Source organism: Paenibacillus sp. cl6col (assembly GCF_900102125.1).
In the GTDB taxonomy this organism is placed as follows: domain Bacteria; phylum Bacillota; class Bacilli; order Paenibacillales; family Paenibacillaceae; genus Paenibacillus_B; species Paenibacillus_B suaedae.
Genome location: NZ_FNAZ01000001.1, coordinates 341,822 through 363,782 on the forward strand (window position 1 = coordinate 341,822; position 21,961 = coordinate 363,782).

General features: G+C 42.1%; 9 protein-coding genes. 1 reads left to right on the forward strand and 8 read right to left on the reverse strand.

Annotated features, from left to right (window positions below):
• Nucleotides 1-8 precede the first annotated feature (8 nt).
• From BLS15_RS01475 to BLS15_RS01485, 3 genes are all read right to left on the reverse strand, one after another.
• Nucleotides 9-5,339: a polymorphic toxin-type HINT domain-containing protein gene (locus tag BLS15_RS01475; protein ID WP_254777261.1), complete on the reverse strand. Its 5,331-nt coding sequence runs from the start codon at nt 5,337-5,339 to the stop codon at nt 9-11.
• 80 nt (nt 5,340-5,419) lie between these two features.
• On the reverse strand, nt 5,420-7,057 hold the full coding sequence (locus tag BLS15_RS01480) for a hypothetical protein (RefSeq protein ID WP_028531769.1): 1,638 nt from the start codon (nt 7,055-7,057) through the stop codon (nt 5,420-5,422).
• Nucleotides 7,058-7,263: 206 nt separating this feature from the next.
• Nucleotides 7,264-8,574 (reverse strand): hypothetical protein, encoded by a 1,311-nt coding sequence (locus BLS15_RS01485; protein ID WP_028531768.1) that lies wholly within the window; start codon nt 8,572-8,574, stop codon nt 7,264-7,266.
• 181 nt (nt 8,575-8,755) lie between these two features.
• Here BLS15_RS01485 and BLS15_RS01490 point away from each other — a divergent pair, with 181 nt between their 5' ends.
• A complete protein-coding gene (locus BLS15_RS01490) occupies nt 8,756-10,306 on the forward strand; it encodes an NBR1-Ig-like domain-containing protein (protein WP_028531767.1) in 1,551 nt (516 codons plus the stop codon).
• A gap of 106 nt (nt 10,307-10,412) precedes the next feature.
• On the opposite strand, the gene BLS15_RS01495 is transcribed toward BLS15_RS01490, so the two are convergent.
• The 5 genes from BLS15_RS01495 to BLS15_RS01515 form a co-directional block, all read right to left on the reverse strand.
• Nucleotides 10,413-12,098 (reverse strand): RHS repeat domain-containing protein, encoded by a 1,686-nt coding sequence (locus BLS15_RS01495; RefSeq protein ID WP_028531766.1) that lies wholly within the window; start codon nt 12,096-12,098, stop codon nt 10,413-10,415.
• A 384-nt stretch (nt 12,099-12,482) separates the two neighbouring features.
• A complete protein-coding gene (locus BLS15_RS01500; protein ID WP_028531765.1) occupies nt 12,483-14,414 on the reverse strand; it encodes an RHS repeat domain-containing protein in 1,932 nt (643 codons plus the stop codon).
• Between the two features lie 716 nt (nt 14,415-15,130).
• On the reverse strand, nt 15,131-15,403 hold the full coding sequence (locus BLS15_RS01505; protein WP_028531764.1) for an RHS repeat protein: 273 nt from the start codon (nt 15,401-15,403) through the stop codon (nt 15,131-15,133).
• Between the two features lie 561 nt (nt 15,404-15,964).
• Nucleotides 15,965-16,504 carry a hypothetical protein gene (locus BLS15_RS01510; RefSeq protein WP_028531763.1) on the reverse strand — a complete coding sequence of 180 codons (540 nt, stop codon included), beginning with the start codon at nt 16,502-16,504 and terminating at the stop codon, nt 15,965-15,967.
• A gap of 6 nt (nt 16,505-16,510) precedes the next feature.
• The gene (locus BLS15_RS01515; RefSeq protein WP_028531762.1) at nt 16,511-21,886 is read right to left on the reverse strand and encodes a polymorphic toxin-type HINT domain-containing protein; all 5,376 of its coding nucleotides are present in this window, start codon (nt 21,884-21,886) and stop codon (nt 16,511-16,513) included.
• Between the last annotated feature and the right edge of the window lie 75 nt (nt 21,887-21,961).

Below are 21,961 nucleotides of genomic sequence, written 5' to 3' on the forward strand. Positions count from 1 at the left end.
AAATCACCTCATTTGTTTTTTAATAACTTATTATATTCTACTTTCGTAATCTTACTATCTTTAAGGAACTGTCTTAACACATCGGCAGGTACTTCTTTTGCAGGATTCGTAACCGTATATGGATGCCATCCTGTTTCTCCATCCGGTTGAAATTTTATTAGTTTCCCCTCATAAATGTTGTAAAGTTGCTTGTTCTTTGAAGATGAATACGCTGTATCCAATAAATTCTGCCCTGTTTTAGCATCTGGAATTGGATTTGGACTGCCCCACCCACTTTTCGGGTCATGCTTAGGGCTAGGCTCATATATTCTCTTCGGGATTTTACTTGTCCCCTTAGACTTCAATCCCTTATTCATTGTAGACTTAAAGAACGTATCCATCTCTTTTTTCGTAAATTTAATTCCGGTTCCGGCAGGTAATCTATTAACGTTGACTGGACGTTGATAAGCTACGCCACCTCCGCCTGAATTGCCTGCACTGTAATACGATGTTGGATTGTTTACTCCTCGTCCACAATTATGTGTCCATATCTGTAGTTCCGTTACGAAGTAATTGTGTACCCCTTGCACTCTAAAGTTGTAGACTGTTGTCCGTTCATTCTTAATCTCAATCTTCTCTATCGGATATTCCTTGCCATCCGGGTCTTGTAGCTTATCCCCTTCTTTTAAATCTTTTGCCTCAACCCAACCTTTACCCGTTATCCAGAATGGGTGCTCTTCTGTCGTCGTTATCGTTGTTCCTTTAACAGTTACTTGATAAGTTTCTTCTGTTTCCCGTTGGAACAATTCCTCTACAGGATGATATCCTACTTCTCCTGTTTCTTCATCCTTGGTTTGAACCATATCTCCGACTTTTATATCTTCGATGGTTTTATAACCTTCATCTGTTTTTACATTCGTACCTGCGGAAAAACATCTCATCATACATCCTGCGATTGCTTGATAATTTCCGCTTGGATCAACGTAAAGCACAGGATTATTGGATACATACGTATACAAATTCAAACTTAGCGGGTCATTGATGTCCCCTTCATGCGTATCTTCATTAATAAATCGTCCGATGCTTGGATCGTACCATCTTGCACGCAAATATTGCAAATTCGTTGCTGCATCCCAATACTCTCCTGAGTAGCGGAAAATGTTCGGTACTTGCTCCTCTTGGGTCAATGGGTTGCCCCAGATATCGTACGTATAGCGGTTCAGTACATTGCCTTGCGCATCTCGGATTTCCGTAATGTCGCCGTGTCCGTTGGATACGTAGTATTGCATACCTTGTCCCGGAACCTGACGGGCCATTAGCTTACCGTTCGATTCATGAATATATGCTGCCGTAATCGTGACGCTGCCGTTCGCTTCTACCCTGCCTTCGGCGACAATCTTTGCCCGATCATCATAGTAATAACGGGTCGTTACGCCGCCTTCGGTTCGTTCTACCATCAGGTTGTCCCCGTTGTAGCGATAGCTGACGGCTTTGCCGTCTTCCGTCGTCACTTGGGTCAAACGGTTGCGGCTATCGTATGTGTAGTTAGCTCCCTTGATATCCGGTACCTGATCGCTTTGCAGCGTGCTGCGATTATCCCGTTGATCGTACGTATAGGCCTCATTGAATTGGCTTGATGTCTTGATCCGGTTCAGCGGATCGTAGCTGAATTGGGAAGCCGCTCCATTGTCTTCCTTGGCAATGATATTCCGGTTGTTATCGTACTGATACGCATACTGTCCGAATGGTACATTGTTCTGAGACTGTTGAATGCCGGACAAATTGAATCCATCGTAATTGTACGATTCGCTATATCCGTTCAAAGAGCTAAATCTTGCAAGCTGCTTGGATTGCGGGTTGAATTCGTATGTAAATTCCGACAAGATCGTGCCGCCTCCATCTAGCGCCTTTAGCTTCGTAGGAGTCGGCTGTTCATATAGGTAATCTACATTAGACGTCAAAGCAAAGTTCGATGCGTTAATGGTCTGCTTCGTTCTCAACTGACGAGTGTCATAATCAAAACTCAGCTCAGTTTGATCTGGATATTGAATCGATTTCAATTCACCTGTTGGAAAATATCCATACGTTGTCGTCCCTGTTCCATCGGTCATCGACAATCGTTTGCCTGAGGCATCGTAGCTGTACGATATTGTTTCGTCAGCAGCTTTGGCTTCTGTCAGCAAATCAAGATGATTATATACAAAGGTTTGAGACTGCCCGTTCTTATCAATCGTTCGGGAGACGTTACTATTTGCATCATAGTACACTTTCTTGCTTTGCTTGTTCGGATCGGTCTGCTGGATCAATCGTCCTATCTCGTCATATCGTTTCTGAACCGTGTTGCCGTCTGGATATTTGACTTCGACCATATTTCCGGACAGATCATATTGATAACGGGTTGTCTTTCCCTCGCTATCCGTTACAGCTAGCAATCTCCCCAAGACATCGTACTCATACTTGGTCACATTCTGATTCGCGTCTGTGGAACTCGTGACATTCCCTGCATAATCATACTCGTAACGCGCCAACACCACATTCCCAGATGGCTTTAGCTCTTCCTTCAATGTCACTCTGCCTAGAATATCGTACGTTTCTTTAATCGGATTGTTTGTTCCGTCTATCACAGTTTTGGTATTTGCGCCGTCATCATACTGATAACGCGTAGCAGCAAAATATCCCGGTTGTTCAGCTATGACACGTCCCCAGGCATCATATTCATATTGGGTGGCCGAACCGTTGAAGTCTCCCTTAGAAATCAAATCGCCATATTCGTTGTAACGATGCTCTGCCGTCCCTCGCCCATTCGTTTCCTTGATTAATCGTCCGAAAGGATCAAAGAATCGCTCCGTTTGTTGTCCGGCCGCATCCGTGACTACAATATGGTTGTTCTCATCGTCATATTTAATCTTAGTTTGCGACTTGTCAGCATAAGTTACCGCAGTTACACGATTCAAATCATCATACGTATAGGTTATATCCTCTTTTCCATCTACATATTGATACAGCATACCAGTCTCGGGAATATATCTGGCATCTGTCGTCAGCTCTCCGGACACGCCAGCCGCATCCGTCACCGTTACCGATTGCTTATTCGGGAACATATAGTTATGGGTTTCATTGAATTCCTGCCGAATGACGGTATCCTTCGCGTTATCGCCTTTGATTCGAATTGTCGTCGGATTGCCATGCACGTCGCGCTCATAGCGAACTTGATTCAATAACCGTCCCTGACCGTCTTGCAGCGTAGCTTGCTGAAGACCACCATGCTTGGTTTCATATTCATACTTAGCGATCAGGTTGGACTGAGGCCCAACAGGCGTAGTCATTTTCGTTAATTTTCGAGCCTCGGCTTGAGGGATATACTCATATTCATAGTAACTGGTTCCTTGAAGCGGTTTAGTCTCCTCAATGACATTTCCGTATTCATCATATTTATAACTTGTCGTTCTCGTAGAAGATCCCGAAGCTCCGTAATTGGTTTCCGAAATGCTAAGGGGCTTGGAATGCATCAATTCTCTTTTCGAATTTTTATTATATTCGTAGGTAACAGTCTTTCGTTCGCTGCTTCCTTTTGCTGTCGTTTCGCTTCTATTATGATAAAGAATCGGCGGATCCAGCGGGAACGTATAGCGATCCCCCTCATTCATTATTTCATATGGTTCTCTATAACTAACAGAATAGTTATGCTTCGTTACGGTACGGCCATCATCCACGCTAACATCATAGGTAACATTTCCGAATATCTTTCCAAAATCTTTTGGAAAAGTAACGGTTTGCCGATCAGAGACGACGGTAGCGCCCGTATTCGTGCTATACAGTAGTTTGCGTTCATTATATATGACCTGGTATTCTCTCGCGTAAAAACCTAGTTTACGGAGTACGGTTGAACTAGTGAACTTAGACTGTGCTTTGGTCGGATGCTCAATCATCCCCAGCGTTACCCAATCGGTTTTTCCCCAATAGAACATTTGTTCGTTGAAATTTTCCTCTTTGTTAAACACACTGTATGTCGGAACAATGTTGGATGGCATATATCGACGAATATCGTAATAATAAGTTGTTTCTCGGTCAACCGGATCGATAACCTTTTTTAATACATATTCATCATTAAAATTAAAAGATATCTTTTCTTTGATATATTTAACAACTTGATCCTTTGTTTGATTCGTCGCAGGATCTGTATAATATACCCTTGCTTCTACATCATTACCGTTGTCTCGAATGGAGAGAACATTGTATTTTGTACTTTTCTTCCCCTCTTTGGTAGAAGCAACAACCATAATTAGTTTCATGCCTCTATGGTAAAAGTCGAGAATGTTATCATATTCGTCTTTTATCTGCAGAAGCAGGCCGCCTTCGTCAAAATAGTAATCCAATCCCTGCTTGTAATCGGTAAGAACATATCTAGCATCTTTCGGCTCGTCAGACCCTTTCGATTCGCCGTAATGCGGGCCAAAACTCAAATCTCTAAAGGGATACCCCACCAGATCATATCCGTCTATCGCAAATGTTCCACGCTGGGGCAGATAAAGGAATTTTTGATCCTCAGCTACTTTAAGATAAGGAATATCCCACATCCATCCTTTCCCCAGCGAAGAACGATAATCTTCTTCCGACTTGCGGGGCAACTGTTTATGACTTTCCTCATTGTAATAAATATCATCTTTACCGCGCGAACTATCGTACACACGACGCAATTCGAAGTTCAAACCATTCGGTCCTGGAAGAATAAGATCAGTTTGCTCTACATGCAGAGAACCGTCGACTGTCGAAATGTTCTCGCCAACGCTCCCGACTGAATACGGTGCGTGATCGAACTTCAGCTCTTTTTGCTTCAATGCAAAGCTATCATAGTTCGAAGAAGAAGACAGGGATCGCTTGGAGCGACGAAATTTAGGAATCTCATACACAGAGTCTGTAACGCTTGGTTTCTTAACATTCCCGTCACTCTCTACTTTCGACAAATGATCATACACACTTGTCGTTACCGTAGCCGTATTATACACGCTTGTCGTTACTGCAATCTGTTGCGCAACACCAGGATACAAGCGGTTCATATACTGCTCGTACGATCCTCCGCGCTGCTTCTCCAGCAGCCCCTCATAGATATGGTGCAGCAGGTATCCTTTGGATATTTCACCGTAAACCCAGTCACCATCAACTTGAAATTTCTCAGCTACTGAGGAAATTGTAATAATATCTTGCGGATCTAGATCCTTAGGCTGTTGGCTGTACACTGCATCCGTAACTGAAAGATTAGACAGCTCAGCATCGGATGACATCACTTCTTGTGCAGAAGTAAGTGGTATGCTCGTAAACGCTAAAATAAATGTTAAAATTAGTGATATGTACTTTTTCACGCTTTTTCTCCTGTTCAATTAAGTATTTTGCTTATATGTATCAAAAAACACCTCAATTAGATGAATAGAGATTACATCATTCACTTTCTCTTTTCACGCCTAATTAAGTTGCCATTTGCATCATAGTAATGATAAATGATTCTACCATCCGGAGATGTTATCGTTTCCATCTTGTTGCTGGCATCGTATGAATATATCGTCGCATGTGCTTCAGTATCATAATGAATGGATATCGTCCAATTCGTACTATCGCATTGATTAGTACCGTTCGTATTAATTACAAAATATAAAACCCCGCCTTCGCTTATCGGCAGTACGATATCATGATCCACTCCAGCATCATTGTTATAATCCAGCTTCGCCTGCCAAACGGGAGTGAAGCCGTTGAAAATGGTTGCTTTGACACCATCGCCACATGCTGTATTACTTTTGGCTGCATGTCCGCTCACACGCACCGAACCTGACTTTGGAGCCACCCATTTTCGGACGGAATCAGACTTATCGGGATGCTGCATATTATGTGTAATGATCGAAAACGGATATTTTCCTCTCCACAGTTTTTCGCTAGAGTCCCATTCCATATCCTCATATTTGGAGTCTTCCAATTCTTGATAATACCAATTAGACTGCCCTTGTGCCGGACTAAATCCAGAAACGGATGAGTAAGTTAGATCAGCATTTGGTACCATATAAGTGATTCGCGGATCCCATGATGTACCGTCACAATCCGCATTGTCATTCGAAGCTACTAGAAAACGCAACTTATCATCTGCATGAACAGTCACATCATGTTGGACTTGGAGGCCTTCTGCATCATCAAATCGAACAGGCGCCGACCATACGACTTTGTTGTTTTTCTGAATGGATGTAATGATTCCATTTCCGCACTTCGTGTTCTCCTTGGCCACCTTTCCCGAAATTCGGATCAGTCCGGATTCCGGTGCGGTCCAAGTTCGTACAGAGCTTAGATCGGTTGGATGATGAAAAGAACGGCCTATGAGCGAATATCGATTTTCCCCCTTCCACACCTCCTCCTTCCCATCCCAATTTAGAAAGGAAAAAGTCCCCTCCTTACCCTCTTCATAATACCAATTGTTCTGTCCTTGAACGCCACTAAATCCTTCAGACGCAGAATAGGCTAATGAAGTGTTCGCGTCTAGATAAGTGATGCTTGGATCCCAATAGGTACCGTCACAATAATTGTTCTGTTCTCCCTTATTCACGATAAAGTAAAGTGCTTCACCAGAGTTAATGTGCGTCTCATAGTTTGTAGTTACCCCGTCGATGTCGTTATACTCGATATAGGTCGTCCAAAGTAATCTCGTATTTTTCCGAATCTCTACTCTTACGCCATCCCCACATCCGGGATTACTCTTTGCTACGCGTCCATTTATACGAATTAATCCACTTTTGGGCGCTACCCATTTCCTTGCAACATCCGTTTCATCCGGATGATGGATGCCTGCCGCAATGATGGTAAAGGGATGACTCCCCCTCCATAATTGTTCTGACTCATTCCACTTCAAATTAACGTATTCTTCCCCATTCCATTCTTGATAGAACCATTGATTCTCCCCTTGAATGGAACTGTAGTCTTTACTAGATACATATGTATTTTTGTATTGTTGAGCAAATAGGCTGTTCTCGCTATAGATAAAAATAAGAATGAAGAATGCAAGCATTACCGTAATTTTGATAAATGCTCCTTTTGATCGCAAAATATCTGACCCCCCTTTTTTAAACGATTAATACCTGATTCTAAAGGAACTTTACTATTAATTTTCATAGCTTCATATAATAGCATTATTTTCCCTACTGCACATTTATTATTTATTAGCATTAATTTGTATAAAATGGATATTCAATGGCTCTTTTATCTCTTTATATCATCAACTCACGTTATGTTTTAGCAGTATATAGGTAACTATTCTTTCACTATCTTTCTCCGCACCTGATTGCCATTAGCATCATACTCAATTTCAACTATCTTTCCATTTGGATAAATGATTCGCTTCACTTCATTACTTTGATTATATTCATAACGGATAAAACTAAGATTTCCTTCACTGTTAAGCAGATGTAGCTTTGTGTGATCTATGTCCAAATAAGCCCCAACTTCGCCACCAACTCCAAATCGGATACGAATGGATGCAACATTCGGCTGAACAACAAACCGAGTATAATGTGCTTTCCAATTCCAAGCTCCATTTCCATATACGTTATGAATTTCCCCTACGTTATTCCCCTGTGCGTCTGCTTGGATAATACTCATCTCAACTCGTCCCAAAGGCAAAGCATACCTTAAATAAGTGCTGAGTTCATACGCAGATCCCCCAAGGACGGGAATAGAATCCGATAAAGCATACATAAAGGATTCCTTATCGTCTAATCCATTGAATAAACGATAATGATATTTTCCATCTATAGGTTCATATGGGGCTATTGTAGCAAATGGATTTGTGCTGGTACCGTTCCTCCATACTGTCTCCCAAAAATCAGGTAGATTGTTAGAATTCTCGTCTTTCTCATATCCCTCGTTAATATCAAGCTGAGTTAACTCTACCTTATCAACATCCAAATAAGCACCGACTTCGCCACCAACTCCAAATCGGATGCGAATAAACTTGGTGTCTGGATTTAGAACAAAGCTATTGTTTTTTTCATTCCATTTCCATCCGCCGTTATTGTAGGTGTAATGAATTTCCCCATTGTTATTCCCTTGTGCGTCTCCTTGGATAATACTCATCTCAGCTCGTCCCACAGGCAAAGTATATCTTAGAAATGCTTTAATTGTATAAGCTGATCCACCCGTAACAGGAATCTGATCAGATAGCACATACTGATAAGATTGTGCATCGTCGTCCCCATTGTATAACCTATAATGAAGTTTACCCTGTACTGGTTCGTATGGAGCTAATACTGCGTAAGAATTCGAACTTTCCCCGTTTCGCCAAACAACTTCCCAAAAATCAGGCAACTGATTATGGTTGGAATCCCTCTCGAAATCACCATTTATGTCAACCATATTAGAATATGAACTACTGTTTACCTGATTAGCAACAGTCCCCAAAGCCATTGCAACTTTTGTACTTTCATACGTACCTCGTTCAAAGTTTTCTTGATTTACAAGCACTTTCTCTGTGAGACTAGCACTAGCGGTGCTTGAAATCAGAAAGGAACTTAACATTATCGTCACTATACCCATTAAATAACTTTTTTTAAAAGCTAATTTCACAACATTTCCCCCTTCTCTTTCCGAAGTATTTAGTATATAGTCTATAAGGCCTATTTAACAGTTATTATTTCCCACAATAGAAAAAGAAAATGGAACGCATTCGACTCGACTCTTTCCAATAGTCATATTAAAATTTACAATGAATTTACTTACTAACTATATAGGGGGTTCTAATGTTCTGATGATTAAAGTGTCTAAAATGGCTATCGCTTTTCTCTTATTATTTGCTTGTCTTATTCCAAATGCGATGGCGGACAATGGACAGAGGCGTTTGTTGAGTAATACGTTCGAAAGCCACGATAATGATAGCCTTGGAATGGTAACAGCATATAGTGCCAATGTCGGAGGTTATTATTCAACAATTCCTCCTGAGGCCTCTACTGTGAATGGCGAACTGGGGATCCAGCCTCATAGTGGAGTTGGATATTACCGCGTCGCTGGTCAAGACAAGAGCAATTCGGAGAACAGCTTCATTTACTTCAAGCTATATACGAATTTGAACTTAAGTATCCACGAAGGAATGAAATTATCCTATTGGGTCTATCACTACCAGTATACACAAAGTAAAAGAATGGCGATTGATCTCGTGTTCGAAGATGGGTCTACTTTGCGAGATAGCGGCATTACAGATACAAGAGGGCAGCGAATGCACCCTGCATATCGGAATGATCCATTAAATCAGTGGGTTCAAGTCGAGGTCGATTTATCTCCACACACAGGAAAAACAATTAAGGAAGTACTTGTCGCCTATGACGACCACGAGGCTTCGGAGACCGGGTATTTCAGAAGCTACTTTGACGATCTCAGCATCGCACCTTCCCAAGATTTAAGCGCCCAGATCGTCTCGAATACCATTCCAGATTCGATGCTACCAGGCTCTACGCATGAGGTATCGGTTACGGTCAAAAATACAGGAAAAAGAGAATGGTCGGAAGCAACCGCCGTTCGCCTCGGAGCCGTTGACGATAGTGATCCATTTGCCATTGGCAGACACGTCATTCCTAACGGTGGCACCGTAAAATACGGTGATACCGTGACGTTTACCTTCAATATGGTCGCTCCGGCATATGAAGGAGTATTGATCACCGACTGGCGAATGGTTCAGGATGGTGTCGCATGGTTTGGCGATATGATTAAAAAGGAAGTCAAAGTAGCTCATATCCCTAAGCCCTCTATTGCAAATCATTATTATACATATAACTCGGCAAATCAGCTGCTAGATGCACTGCATACAGATTACCGAATCGAATATGTCTATGACATCAATGGGAACATGCTTAAAAAAATGAAAACAAATAACCTGCTTCCGAACGCAAGCTTCGAGCAGGGAACTTATTTCTGGAATTTCAGCCCGACTATGGCCATCTCAGCACATTTGTCGCATGAAGGCTCACATAGCATTCGCTTTTATTCGGATACGCCCATACGTGGTACTTCAAGCGACAGCTACTTCATTCCGGTTAAACCAGATACGGAGTACGAGCTGCGAGCTAACATTTACAACAACTTGAAGCAGGGTAGCTTCTATGTGGACACCTATGAATTCGACAATCAAAACATCGGTGTATATGATGGGGATGCAGCATTGGTTCACCAACAAGGACAATGGGGACAAGCTTCTGTTAAGATTCACACGAAGCCGAATACGACGAAAATAATTGTACGAGTTGTTGCCGATTCGGGTGCCGTCGGAGAGGCTTTTGCCGATTCGATTTCACTTGTTAAGAAGTAATCTTGAATAACAGTATTGTCACAAAAACATGAAGAAGGATGGTACACGACCATCCTTCTTTTTCTTGATTTTATTGCAATGCTTATCTTCCATATATCTCTTGTTTTTACTTTATGCGTTGAAAAATGACGGAGTCTACAGTTACTTTCCCGGAGGCTTTGTCTTCTGATGCTAAGAGATTAAAATGGACTCTAGCTCGCACCGTATGAGCTGGTGGCTTTACTTGTACCTGAACACTCTTCCAGCTCGTATTGTCACTGTACTCGAATGGCGTTTCATTTCCTATAAAATTATTATTAACGTCAAAATAGTGCATGATGACCTGAAACTTAGCCTTACTTAGATTTGTAATTGCAATTTGACTGCCTAATGTATAAGGCTGACCACCTGTTACGGCTACGTCTTGGAAAAACGTATGCATTCCATCTTTAGGTATATTAGAGATGCTCATTTGCTGTGCATGCTTACCACTGGACACAGGCGAAGTTACTACCCGATAGTTTGCCTTTACCCCTGCAGATTCCCAATTGTCCCAGCCATCTGCGACCCCACTCGTTCTTGTATTCGTCTCAAATCCGGGGTTGATTAGTAAATTGCTCCGCTCCCCTTTTTGGAATGTCACGGAGTCCACCTTTACGATTCCTGATGCATTGTTGTCAACCGCTAGAACATTAAAATGAACTCTGGCTCGTACTGCCTTGGCTACGGGACGCACTTGTTCATTAATGCTTAACCAGCCCGTGTTCCCACTATATTCAAATGGCGTCTCATTCCCTATAAAATTATTGTTGATGTCAAAATAATGCATAATGACCTGAACTTTGGCTTTGCTTAGATTTTCTGTCGCAATTTGACCACTTAAGGTGTAAGGTTGGCCACCTGTTACGGCTACGTCTTGGAAGATCGTATGCATTCCATCTTTAGGTATATTAGATATAACCATTTGCTGCGCTTGTTTCCCACTTGACACCTGGGAGGTAACTACTCGGTAATTGGCTGGTACCCCTGCAGATTCCCAATTGCCCCAGCCATCTGCGACCCCACTCGTTCTTGTATTTGTCTCAAATCCGGGATTGATGAGTAAATTGCTCCGCTCCCCTTTTTGGAATGTCACGGAGTCCACCGTTAGGGTTCCTGATCCATCGTTGTCTAAGGCTATAATAGTAAAATGAAGTCTGGCTCGCACTGTCTTGGCCACAGGTCGCACCTGTTCATTTATACTCAGCCAGCTTGCATTTCCTCCATATTCAAATACCGTCTCGCTTCCGATGAAACTATTGTTATTATCAAAATAATGCATGTTAACGATTAATTTTGCTTTGTTTAAGTTAGCTATTGTAATCTGGCTGCTTAATGAATAGAGTTGACCATCACTTACTGATATGTCTTGAAAAAAGTTAGCCCCCCCATCTTTCGGCATATTGGAAATTTTCATTTGCTGAGCATGCTTACCACTGGATACGGGAGCAGTGACAACTTGGTAATTGGCTTTTACTCCTGCAGATTTCCAATCTCCCCAGTTATCTGCGACTCCATTCTTTCCCGTATAGATTTCAAATCCGGAGTTCATCAGCATATTAATATTTTTATGTAGTAGATTCCCATTCACGTCATATTGATATTCTACAACGGTTCCATCCGCTAGCTTCGTATTTACTAGCCGCCCGGAACTATCATAAACATTTACTGCCGTTTTCTCTGCGGCAAATCCTTTAGTTTGACTGATTGTTAGCAATGTAAGACTTATTAGAACTAGCACGAGCATGAATTTCGATGGTCTAAAACTACTCATATTCTACATTCCCCTTTTCCCAATTGTAAAACCGATATAGTATTCGTAGTCCTCTAAGCATCATATTCTTGATGAAATAACTTTTGAATAATACTTAATAAATTCGGTTCCCCCTGTTTAATTACAATACACCAAAATAAATTGTCATTTTTAATGGCTTTCATTATATCCTCTATTTGTATAGTGAAGAACCATATTATGCTTAGTGCTGTCTTATTTGGTTGACCACAGTATGGTATTATCTCTCTCAGTTATTAAAGATTCAAGAACAAAAACAACCAATTTAAGAGTTACCATAGCAAAGAGGCCCACGAGTCCATGAGCCTTCTTTGTTCCTATAATTTAGTTGTTCTGCACATCAAGTACACTGGAGTCCATATCCCATTATTCCATATCTATAACCCTTAATATATTTCCGTTCTTATCGTAACGATAGTATTTGTTCCTGCCATCAGCCCCGATCCACTGCATCAAGCGACCATTTTTATTATACACGTATTCATCCAAAACCCTTGTTTTGTTTACTTTAATGCTTTTCAATTCAACAGGATGTTTTCCATACCAGTAAACTCTGAATTCCAGTGCGTGCCCCGGATGTTCATTTCTGAATTGAACATTTAAATCTTGAAAATGATTGATAATAAACTGCTCTTGATATACATCCTTCTGCTGAATAATCTCTCCTGTATCAGCATCGTATATGTCAAGCCTTACGACAGGATCTTTGCTATCACTGCTATTCTTTAATTTCATCGACCAAGTGCTTATCCATGTCCCGATTTCCATACCTTTTTCATAGGGCCCGAAACTCATATATCCTGATTGATCCTGTTGAGGCTCCACAACCCATGCATTCTCAATAAGCTTTCCTGTTCTATGCCCCATTGCCGGATCAGACATATTCCACACTTTCCCGAATGAACTTGGATACGTTCCCTTCATTTGAAGGTTCCTCATTTTGATAAATGCATTGCCATACCAATAGGTCCGGAACTCCAATCGGTGACTCGGGTTTACTTGGACGAATCTCAAATTAAAACTTTTATATTCATACGGACGCTCAAATTCTTGCCGTCCGATCTCACGGAAGGATAGGATCTCATCGGCATCAACATCAAACACCTCTAAACGAACTACTTTTGCGTTATCTGCCGAATGATTGTCGATCATTAATGGCCAATTGATTTCCCATGACCCCACAGGCATATCCTTCACGTAAGGTCCAAAAGTCAGAAATCCTTCGCTGTCTTGCTGCGTATTCGCTGACCAGCCCTCTTCATCCAATCTACCAGTTCCGTGCCCAATCACAGGCTCTGATAAACTCCATGTTTTCTTATAGACTATATTTGTAGATTTGCCTATGGATATATCTTTGGCCGTAACCTTGGCTACCCCGTACCAGTAAATCCGGAACTCTAATCGGCAATCCGTTGATATATTGTCAAATGGAATTTCGAAATACTGCGTTACATTAGAATAGAGGAATTGCTGCCTCGTCACTTCCCGTGACGATAAAATCTCATCTGCATCGGGATCATAGACTTCCAAGCGAACTATTTTCGCATTATCCGCAGAGTTGTTATCGATTATCAATGGGAAGCTTACCTTCCATGCTCCTAGGGGGAGATTCTTCACATAAGGTCCAAAGCTTAAAAAACCTTCCTTATCCTGCTGCATATTGGCTGACCAACCCTCTCCATCTGCTCTGCCAATTCTGTGACCGAGTGCAGGATCGGACATCTTCCATGATTTTATAAAATCCAATTTTGCTGCTTGATGGACAGCCACATGATTCACTTGAAGTGTGGTTTCTCCATACCAGAAAACCCTAAATTCCAATCGTTGTTTTGGTTTTGTTTTCATAAACTTCAAGTAAAAATCCTGATAGCCATGAGATTTAGAAAATTGATAGCCTGTAAGCTCTTGAAAAGCCAATACCTCATTAGAATCAGGATCATAAACTTCCAACCGAGCAATTTTAGAGGAAGCATTTATACTACTGGACACCTTCATAGACCACGTTGCAGTCCATTCTCCTATATCGAGATCATCTACATAAGGTCCAAAAACTAAAAATCCGGGCTTATCTTCTGGAGGTATGGCTATCCAATCATCTCCTTGTGCTTTACCCGTACGATGTCCGATATTCGGAGAAAGCATTCCCCATTTTCTAACCTTATCACTCGTTGAACCTAACTCAATATTTAGTTTAGAAGACTCTTTGGCATCTGCTGAATGCTGTATTAGCGAAGCCAGCGCGACCAACAAACAAATACAAACAATACATTTTACGATCATATGAATATGACGCAGCATTAATAGCAACCATCCTTATTTGTGATTTAATTAAACTTCTACTCTCAACTCTACAGGGCAGCCAAGAAAGTAAAAGAGCCATCTTCCTGCTAGATTATCGGAATAGCTGTCTACGTAAGTAGCGGAAGAATTCGTAAAAACAGCATACAAAAAATACATGCTCCAACCATTAATATGTAATCAAGTTTTGGGGCACACTATTCCCTGAAGATGCTGTCATTTATTTTGGGGCCAAGATTGAGCTTTCCGAATCTCAATCAACCCGTGATTCCTTGCCTGAAATCACCTTATACATGTTAGCCTGCACTTCAGATGGTGAAAGCCTGTAATTCCAAATTCTCATCTCACCAAGCTTGCCGCTAAATCGATATAGACTCTTATCGCTGTTTTCTGATATGAACGCTGACGTCGTCGCTGCAACAGAATAGGACGTATTTCCTTTAACTGCGGCTAAATTTTGCTTACTCCGTTAATGTATAATCATTATCAACCGCGTTAGGTATACCGTTATAGAAAGTTGCAGCTACGTGCACCTAACGATTACGTAATGTGGCCGAAGATATGCCTATAATGTTGCTTTCACCAGTGTTAAAATATCCGTCTGCAAACCAAAGTGCATAATGGGTATTCCATGAAAACGGCATGACAGAATTAGTTCCATCCCATTTCATCCAAAACTCCACCGTATTTTTAGCACCTGATGTTTGGTATACAGATCAATTCTGCATCATGCTCTGATCACTCCCCTTAAAATGGAGAGTAGATAACTTATGCGTTATGTTCCCGTTGTTGTCATAAACGAAGTCTATACTTTGTCCAGCAGTGGATTGAGCATCATTTAACCGTCCAGCCCCATCATATGAATACTTACTTTCAACATTTGCAGCAGAAGCTTGGACGTTACCAATCTGTAATACCATACCGCAAATAAATAAGATTGCACACATCATCAAAATGATGCGTTTATTCTGCCTTGCTAACCAATTCATTCTTATTCTCACCTTTCTAATCCAACCTCCCAAGCTATTTATTGCTACTCTATTACGTATCACCATATTGCACCAGTTAATATATGTTATTTCAAACGTATATACAAAGACTCCTATCAACAATCGAATTCGCGCTCTCTCTTTGGAGTTTAATTAGTAATGGTTGATTCCGGCAACAACCATTACCAGATTGTCTGCTCACTATAGTAGTCGGACTATGTACCCCTTAAGTTGCGATATTCTCTTTCTCGCCCTCCTATCAACTTGGAAGGACTGTTCGTTTCGATTTTATTTACAATCTCAATTTATTTCGGAGAAAATGTGAAATAGCGAAGGTATGGTATTTACATCAAAACACGGTGGCATCTGGTGATTTTGGAGTTATGACAATGAAAGAGGTTTGTCATAAAGGGGGATATTATTAAACACTTTATACGTGCGTACAACCATATTGGAAAAATATCATACGGTTCTTTCGGGACATGCCGCCCAATTCATTCGGCAGGGGATGGGGGTAAAAGAAAGACCTTGAAGGCGTTCCCCCTCAAGGTCTATAAATATCTATTGGCTTACTTTTTCGAGCATTGACTGTAATTGAACTAATCTTTGGCTCATACTTATGAAAGGGTTTATTTGGGCTAAGTCTGAAATAAATTTCTTCGTATTAATAATCACCTCTTCGATAAACTCCTCCCTTTTGACTGTAATGTCTCTCCATTCGGGATAAACTCGATTCTCTAAAGGCTTGGTAATGACATACTCACTAATGAAGCTGTCCGACTGAATCACACTCACAAGCAAGTCATTATCAGCAGAAATAAACTCAAGCCATGTATTGTAAGATTCTGTGTCCTTTATCGCTACATACTTCGTATCATCTATTAGCAGACATACTTCTAATAAATTTGATAACCAAGTTGAAATAATGTCAAAACCCTCTTCACCCTCTGCCAGTTCCCTATCATGGCAATAACCATAATCAACTGAATGTAGGTTTAACTGAAAGAAGCCCTCAATTCCCCCTTCCTTTTCAATTTGCTCTAAGTTCATTTTTTTCCAGTGACTCTCATCAACAATAATTCGGTATTTTATCTCAAACAAATTTGATTACCTCCCGAAATCAGCCGGAGTTAACTTATGTTGACCAAATGCTGTATCAAATTTCCCATCCTTGAAGAAAATTTGAATGGTCTCACCCTTATATGAGTAATTATAGTAACCATTTGTGAATCCCTTACTAATTGCTTCATTCGCGCCGTTTTGAACACCAGTTATAATATCTTCCTTAGTCCAACTAGCGTTAAAGAATGAGTTTTTATTCAACTTTGCTGCTAGTGCTTTATCCGAAAGATGCGGTACTTGGTTGGCAAAATCGCTCGCAATATGCTTTCCGATGTGTTGGATATTATTACTACTTAAAGTAAAACCACAATTAATGTTGTGAACCCAAATCCCTAAACTGCTTACAAAGTAAGTATGGAAATCAGCAACTGTAAAGTTGTACACCTTTACTTTTTCATCATGATGTACAATTTCAATGTTTTCAATCTTTAGATGGTTTCCGTTACTTTGTACTAATTCATCTCCCACCTTCAAATCAATAGCAAGAACCCAACCCTTGCCTTCAACCCAAAATGGGTGATTATTAGTTGTCTCAATTAATTGATTGCCCACCGACAGCTTGTAGGTAGTATCTTTCTCGTTACGATGAAGGGCAACAACTTCCTTGTAAGCCTGTTCACCTGTCTCTTCATCCTTGGCGAGAACCTTATCTCCGACTTCAATGTCTTCGATATTCTTCTCCCCTTCGTCTGTTAATACCTTCGTCCCTGCAGTAAAGCAATTGCACTTTGCAAGTGCTTTTGTAACTTTACTAACTTTGGTTCCTGCTTTAATTATTTTTGCCGGAGGAAATAATCCCAACAACACAAGTCCCTTATCTGCTAATGAGCTATTAGGATCCAACATGGTATTTACATCATCTAGTACAAAGAAATTAGCGCCTTCAACTGCCAATGTTTTACCTGCTTCGGCCTGTGCTTTTAGAATCGTCTTGCATTGCCCCGGACTCGCTGCACACGTCATTGCAGGTGTTGGTGCCATCGGTATCCCAATATGTCCACTCGGATCTACGTATTTCAACGGATTATTCGATACATACGTATACAAATTCAAACTCAGCGGATTCTTGATTTCCCCTTCATACGTATCCTCATTAATAAACCGCCCTACACTTGGATCATACCATCTTGCGCGCAAATATTGCAGATTCGTTGCTGCGTCCCAATATTCGCCCGAGTAACGGAAAATGTTCGGAACCTGTTCCTCTTGTACCAATGGATTGCCCCAGATATCGTACGTATAGCGGTTCAATACATTGCCTTGTGCATCCCGAATCTCCGTAATGTCGCCGTGTCCGTTGGATACGTAATATTGCATACCTTGTCCTGGAACCTGACGAGCCAGTAGCTTGCCGTAATCGTCATGGACATACGATGCTGTAATCGTGATGCTGCCGTTCCCTTCCACCTTGCCTTCGGCTACGATTTTCGCCCGATCATCGTAGTAGTAACGGGTCGTTACGCCGCCTTCGGCGCGCTCCACCATCAGGTTATCCCCGTTGTAGCGGTAGCTGACAGCTTTGCCATCTTCTGTTGTCACTTGGGTCAGACGGTTGCGGCTGTCGTAAGTATAGCTTGCCCCCTTGATGTTCGGTACCTGATCGCTTTGCAGGGTGCTGCGGTTATCCCGCTGGTCATACGAATATGCCTCATTGAACTGACTTGATGTCTTGATTCGGTTCAGCGGATCGTAGCTGAACTGGAAGAACGCCCCGTTATCATTCTTCGCTATGATGTTGCGATTGTTATCATAGGTATAGCTGTAGTTTCCAAACAACGCATCTCCTTGCTTCTGCTGGATGCCCGTCCTGTTCATTCCATCATAGGAATAGACTTCATTCAGTCCGCTCGAAGACTTCAAATCAGCAATCCGATAGGAGTCATCATACGAATATTCAAATCGAGCCAGCTCTCCTCCGGTGCCATCCATTACTCTCATGCTCCTTGGCACTGAAATCGAGAAAAGTCGCTCCGTCTGACTTGCTAGGCGGTAGGCGCCCGACGCTATAGCTTGCTCTTCGCGCAATCCCCGCTTCTCATAATTGAATGACAACACCGTCTTGTCCGGATACGTAATGGATTCGAGTTCGCCCGATGGGTAATACGCATAGCTTGTTGTCCCTGTCTGATCCGTCATTGTCGTCCGTTTGCCTGTCGCGTCATAGCTATACGAAACTCTTTCGTCCGGCGCTACGACGGCCGTCAGGAAGCCCCGGCTATTGTATTCGAACTGTTGGATCTGTCCCTTCCGATCAATGCTTTTGATCACGCTGCCGTTGCCGTCATAATAGAAGCGTTTGCCTTGCTTGTTCGGATCGGTTTGCTCCAGCAGACGGCCGATGCCGTCATACCGCTTCTGCACGGTATTTCCGTCCGCATACTTGACTTCGACCATATCACCCGACAGATTATACCGATACCGCGTCGTCTTCCCTTCAGCATCCGTAACGGCGATCAATCGTCCCAGTACATCATACTCGTATTTCGTCACATTATGGTTTCCGTCGTAAGCTACCTTAACGTTCCCCGCATAGTCATATTCATAGCGAGCTAACAAAACTTCTTGACCCGACGACTTGATTTCTTCCTTCTTGATGACTCTACCCATAATGTCGTACGTTTCACGCATTCCATTATTTTCTCCGTCGAAGGTTGTCTTGGTGTTTGCCGCATCGTTATAGACAACGCGGTTCGATCTGGAACCAAATTTCTCCTTAATAATCCGATCCCAGGCGTCATACTCGTATTGAATCACGGATCCGTTAAAGTCCCCTTTGCGAATCAGCCGGCCGTTCTCATCATACGTGTGCTGAGCCATGCCTCGCCCATTCGTTTCAGCAATCAGGTTGCCGAGCGGATCGAAATGTTTCTCGATTTGCAGCCCGTTCGGATTGGTAATGAACATCTTATTGTTCTGATCATCATATACGACGGTCGTCTTCGTTCCGTCGGGATGAATTTCGGCGGTAATTCGTCCCAGCTTGTCATACGTATAGGAGGTCTGGTTTCCGTTACCGTCTGTATATTTCGTTGGAAGCCCGCTCTCCGGAATATATTCCATCTGACTTTTGACGAGTTCATTCTTGCCCTCTACGTTCTTTACCTCTACGGCTTGTTCGCTTAGATACATGCTCTTGAATTTAGGGCTGAAGTCTTGATAAATAGTCGTTTCCCCGACATCTCCCTTAATCCGAATCTTAATCGGGTTGCCGGCATAGTCATACTCATAGTTCAATTGTTGGACAATTTCGCCTCGATCATTTTTGGAAACGGCCTGCTTCAATCCCCCGCGATATCGATCGTATTCATATTCAGAGCTCAGCGTCATTCCCTGATCCATCGGCACACTACTACTCTTCATGCGGAACAGCTTATTCTCTACTACGTCTCTGTACTCATAACGGCTTGTTATGCCGATCGGATTCGTTTCCGAAGTCAGTTGTCCCCAATAATCATACTCACGCGTAGTAATACGAGGCGCAGATGCATATCCCTCTTGATAATGCGTCTCTTCAATCCGGGTCGGATTCGGATTCCTTCGGAATCTGTCATATGCATAATTGAACACCTGTCTATCATTTGTCTGTAGATCCTTAACTTCCGTTTTTGTGTTATAGATTGCCGAAGGTTTATCGTACGCAACAAACTGCTTCTCGTACGTATAGGTTGTCGTTTTGTATTTATCGTACACATCCACAGAAAACCTAAAATCCTGCTCGATGTACTTTCCTCCATCACCAATCCCCGCTCTATCTTTCACGTTACTATGATCCATTGTATATTTAAGGGTCATTTCATTCTTTTGTGTATATTGGGATGAACTATAGTAACTGCGGCGAGATTTATATCGCACCACACGTTCCTCCGCGAAATCTCCGATTTTCCGTTTAATCGTGCCATCAAATCCGTATTCCGTAATGGCTTTGGTCGGATGCTCTATTACGCCAAGTGCGATAACCTCGTTCTCTCCCCAATTTACCCTGTATGCTTCAGATCCTTCAGGTATTTCTGAATACGAGCTGACTAAATTAAAAAATAAGGGCTTCCATACGCCATAATCATACTTGGTCGAGCGACCCATTGGATCGATCACTTCTGTTAAAATATCCTGCTCCCGGTACAGATAATCGTTCTTTATTTTTTTGACTCTTTCTTTCTTATAGATCACCCTTCGATCTCCGCTTTGAATAGTAACTGTATGATTTCCGTTGTAGGAAATATTCATTTCATTCTTGCCTTGATAGTCTCTGGTCGAGCTTTTGATCTGATGCAGAACCCACCCTATGTCCGGCTGATACTTATATGAGAATTGAATGTAGTTTCCATCTGTGTCTTCGATGAAGATGAGATTGCCTATATGATTAAAATATTGGCTGACTCCCGTCGTCTTATTGAGGAGCTCATAAGAGGCTCGCTCATCGGACTGCAATAACTTATTTGACTCCATAAAGACCAAATCGCCGAGCGGATACCCTACCAAACGGTCACCTTCCAGCCCATATGTACCGACGCCCGAAATATAAATGTAGCCATAATTGTTAACCCACTTTAGATACGAGATATCCCAAATCCACCCCTTACCGAGATGAAAAATTTCTTCCTCCTTGGTCTCCCGCGTTCTGTTTCTACCGTTTTCATTCACATAGATATCGTCTTTCGCCAAGGAACTGTCGTAAATTCTCCGCAGCGCAAAATCCATGCCGTTCGGTCCCGGCATAACCATATCCGTTACTTCCACACGCAAAGAGCCGTCTACAGGCGAGATATGGTCGCTAACGGATCCGACGGAGTAAGGTGCTTGATCCAGCCGGATTGGTCGATTGCGGAGCGCTTTCTCATCGTATAGATTATTGCTAAGGAAGGCTAACGATCGCTTCTCACGTAATCCATACACTTGATCCGTCACCGACGGGCTCTCTTTCCCATAGACCTGTTCCGTTACGCTGGCTTGGTATACAGCCTCTGATACACTCTTCATTTGTTCTTGATGCTCGATTATCGGATCTGGAGCAGGCTTCGGATAGGTGCTGGTCATGAATTGCTCGTAGTCTTTTCCCTGCTGCTTTGCTTTTAACCCTTGATAGATTTGATGAAGCTCATAGCCCTTGAACAGTTCCTCTGTCACCAAATCCCTAGTCACGCCAAAGGTTTCAGTTAAGGAGGTAATCGTAATAAGCTCGTTTGGGTTTAAATCCGTGAATGTTGCGTGCGGATCATATACGCTATCATACACACTTGTAGTTACCGATGGATGATTTTCCTTGTTTGGAATATCAATCGATAACCTATCTTCTGCCGATATCAATGGTATGCTGGTGAACAATAAAGCAAATGCGAGAATAATTGACAACCATTTTTTCAAAATGTATCTCTCCTTATCAATTCTAAAATGGACTCGTACAATTGCGGCTTCTTCTGGCGGATTAAATTGTCCATG

What these genes read in the sequence shown, in the direction of transcription:
- BLS15_RS01490 (WP_028531767.1), top strand. Translation starts at nt 8,756, where the DNA reads ATGATTAAAGTGTCTAAAATGGCTATCGCTTTTCTCTTATTATTTGCT.
- BLS15_RS01495 (WP_028531766.1), bottom strand. Translation starts at nt 12,098, where the DNA reads ATGAGTAGTTTTAGACCATCGAAATTCATGCTCGTGCTAGTTCTAATA.
- BLS15_RS01500 (WP_028531765.1), bottom strand. Translation starts at nt 14,414, where the DNA reads ATGCTGCGTCATATTCATATGATCGTAAAATGTATTGTTTGTATTTGT.
- BLS15_RS01505 (WP_028531764.1), bottom strand. Translation starts at nt 15,403, where the DNA reads ATGAATTGGTTAGCAAGGCAGAATAAACGCATCATTTTGATGATGTGT.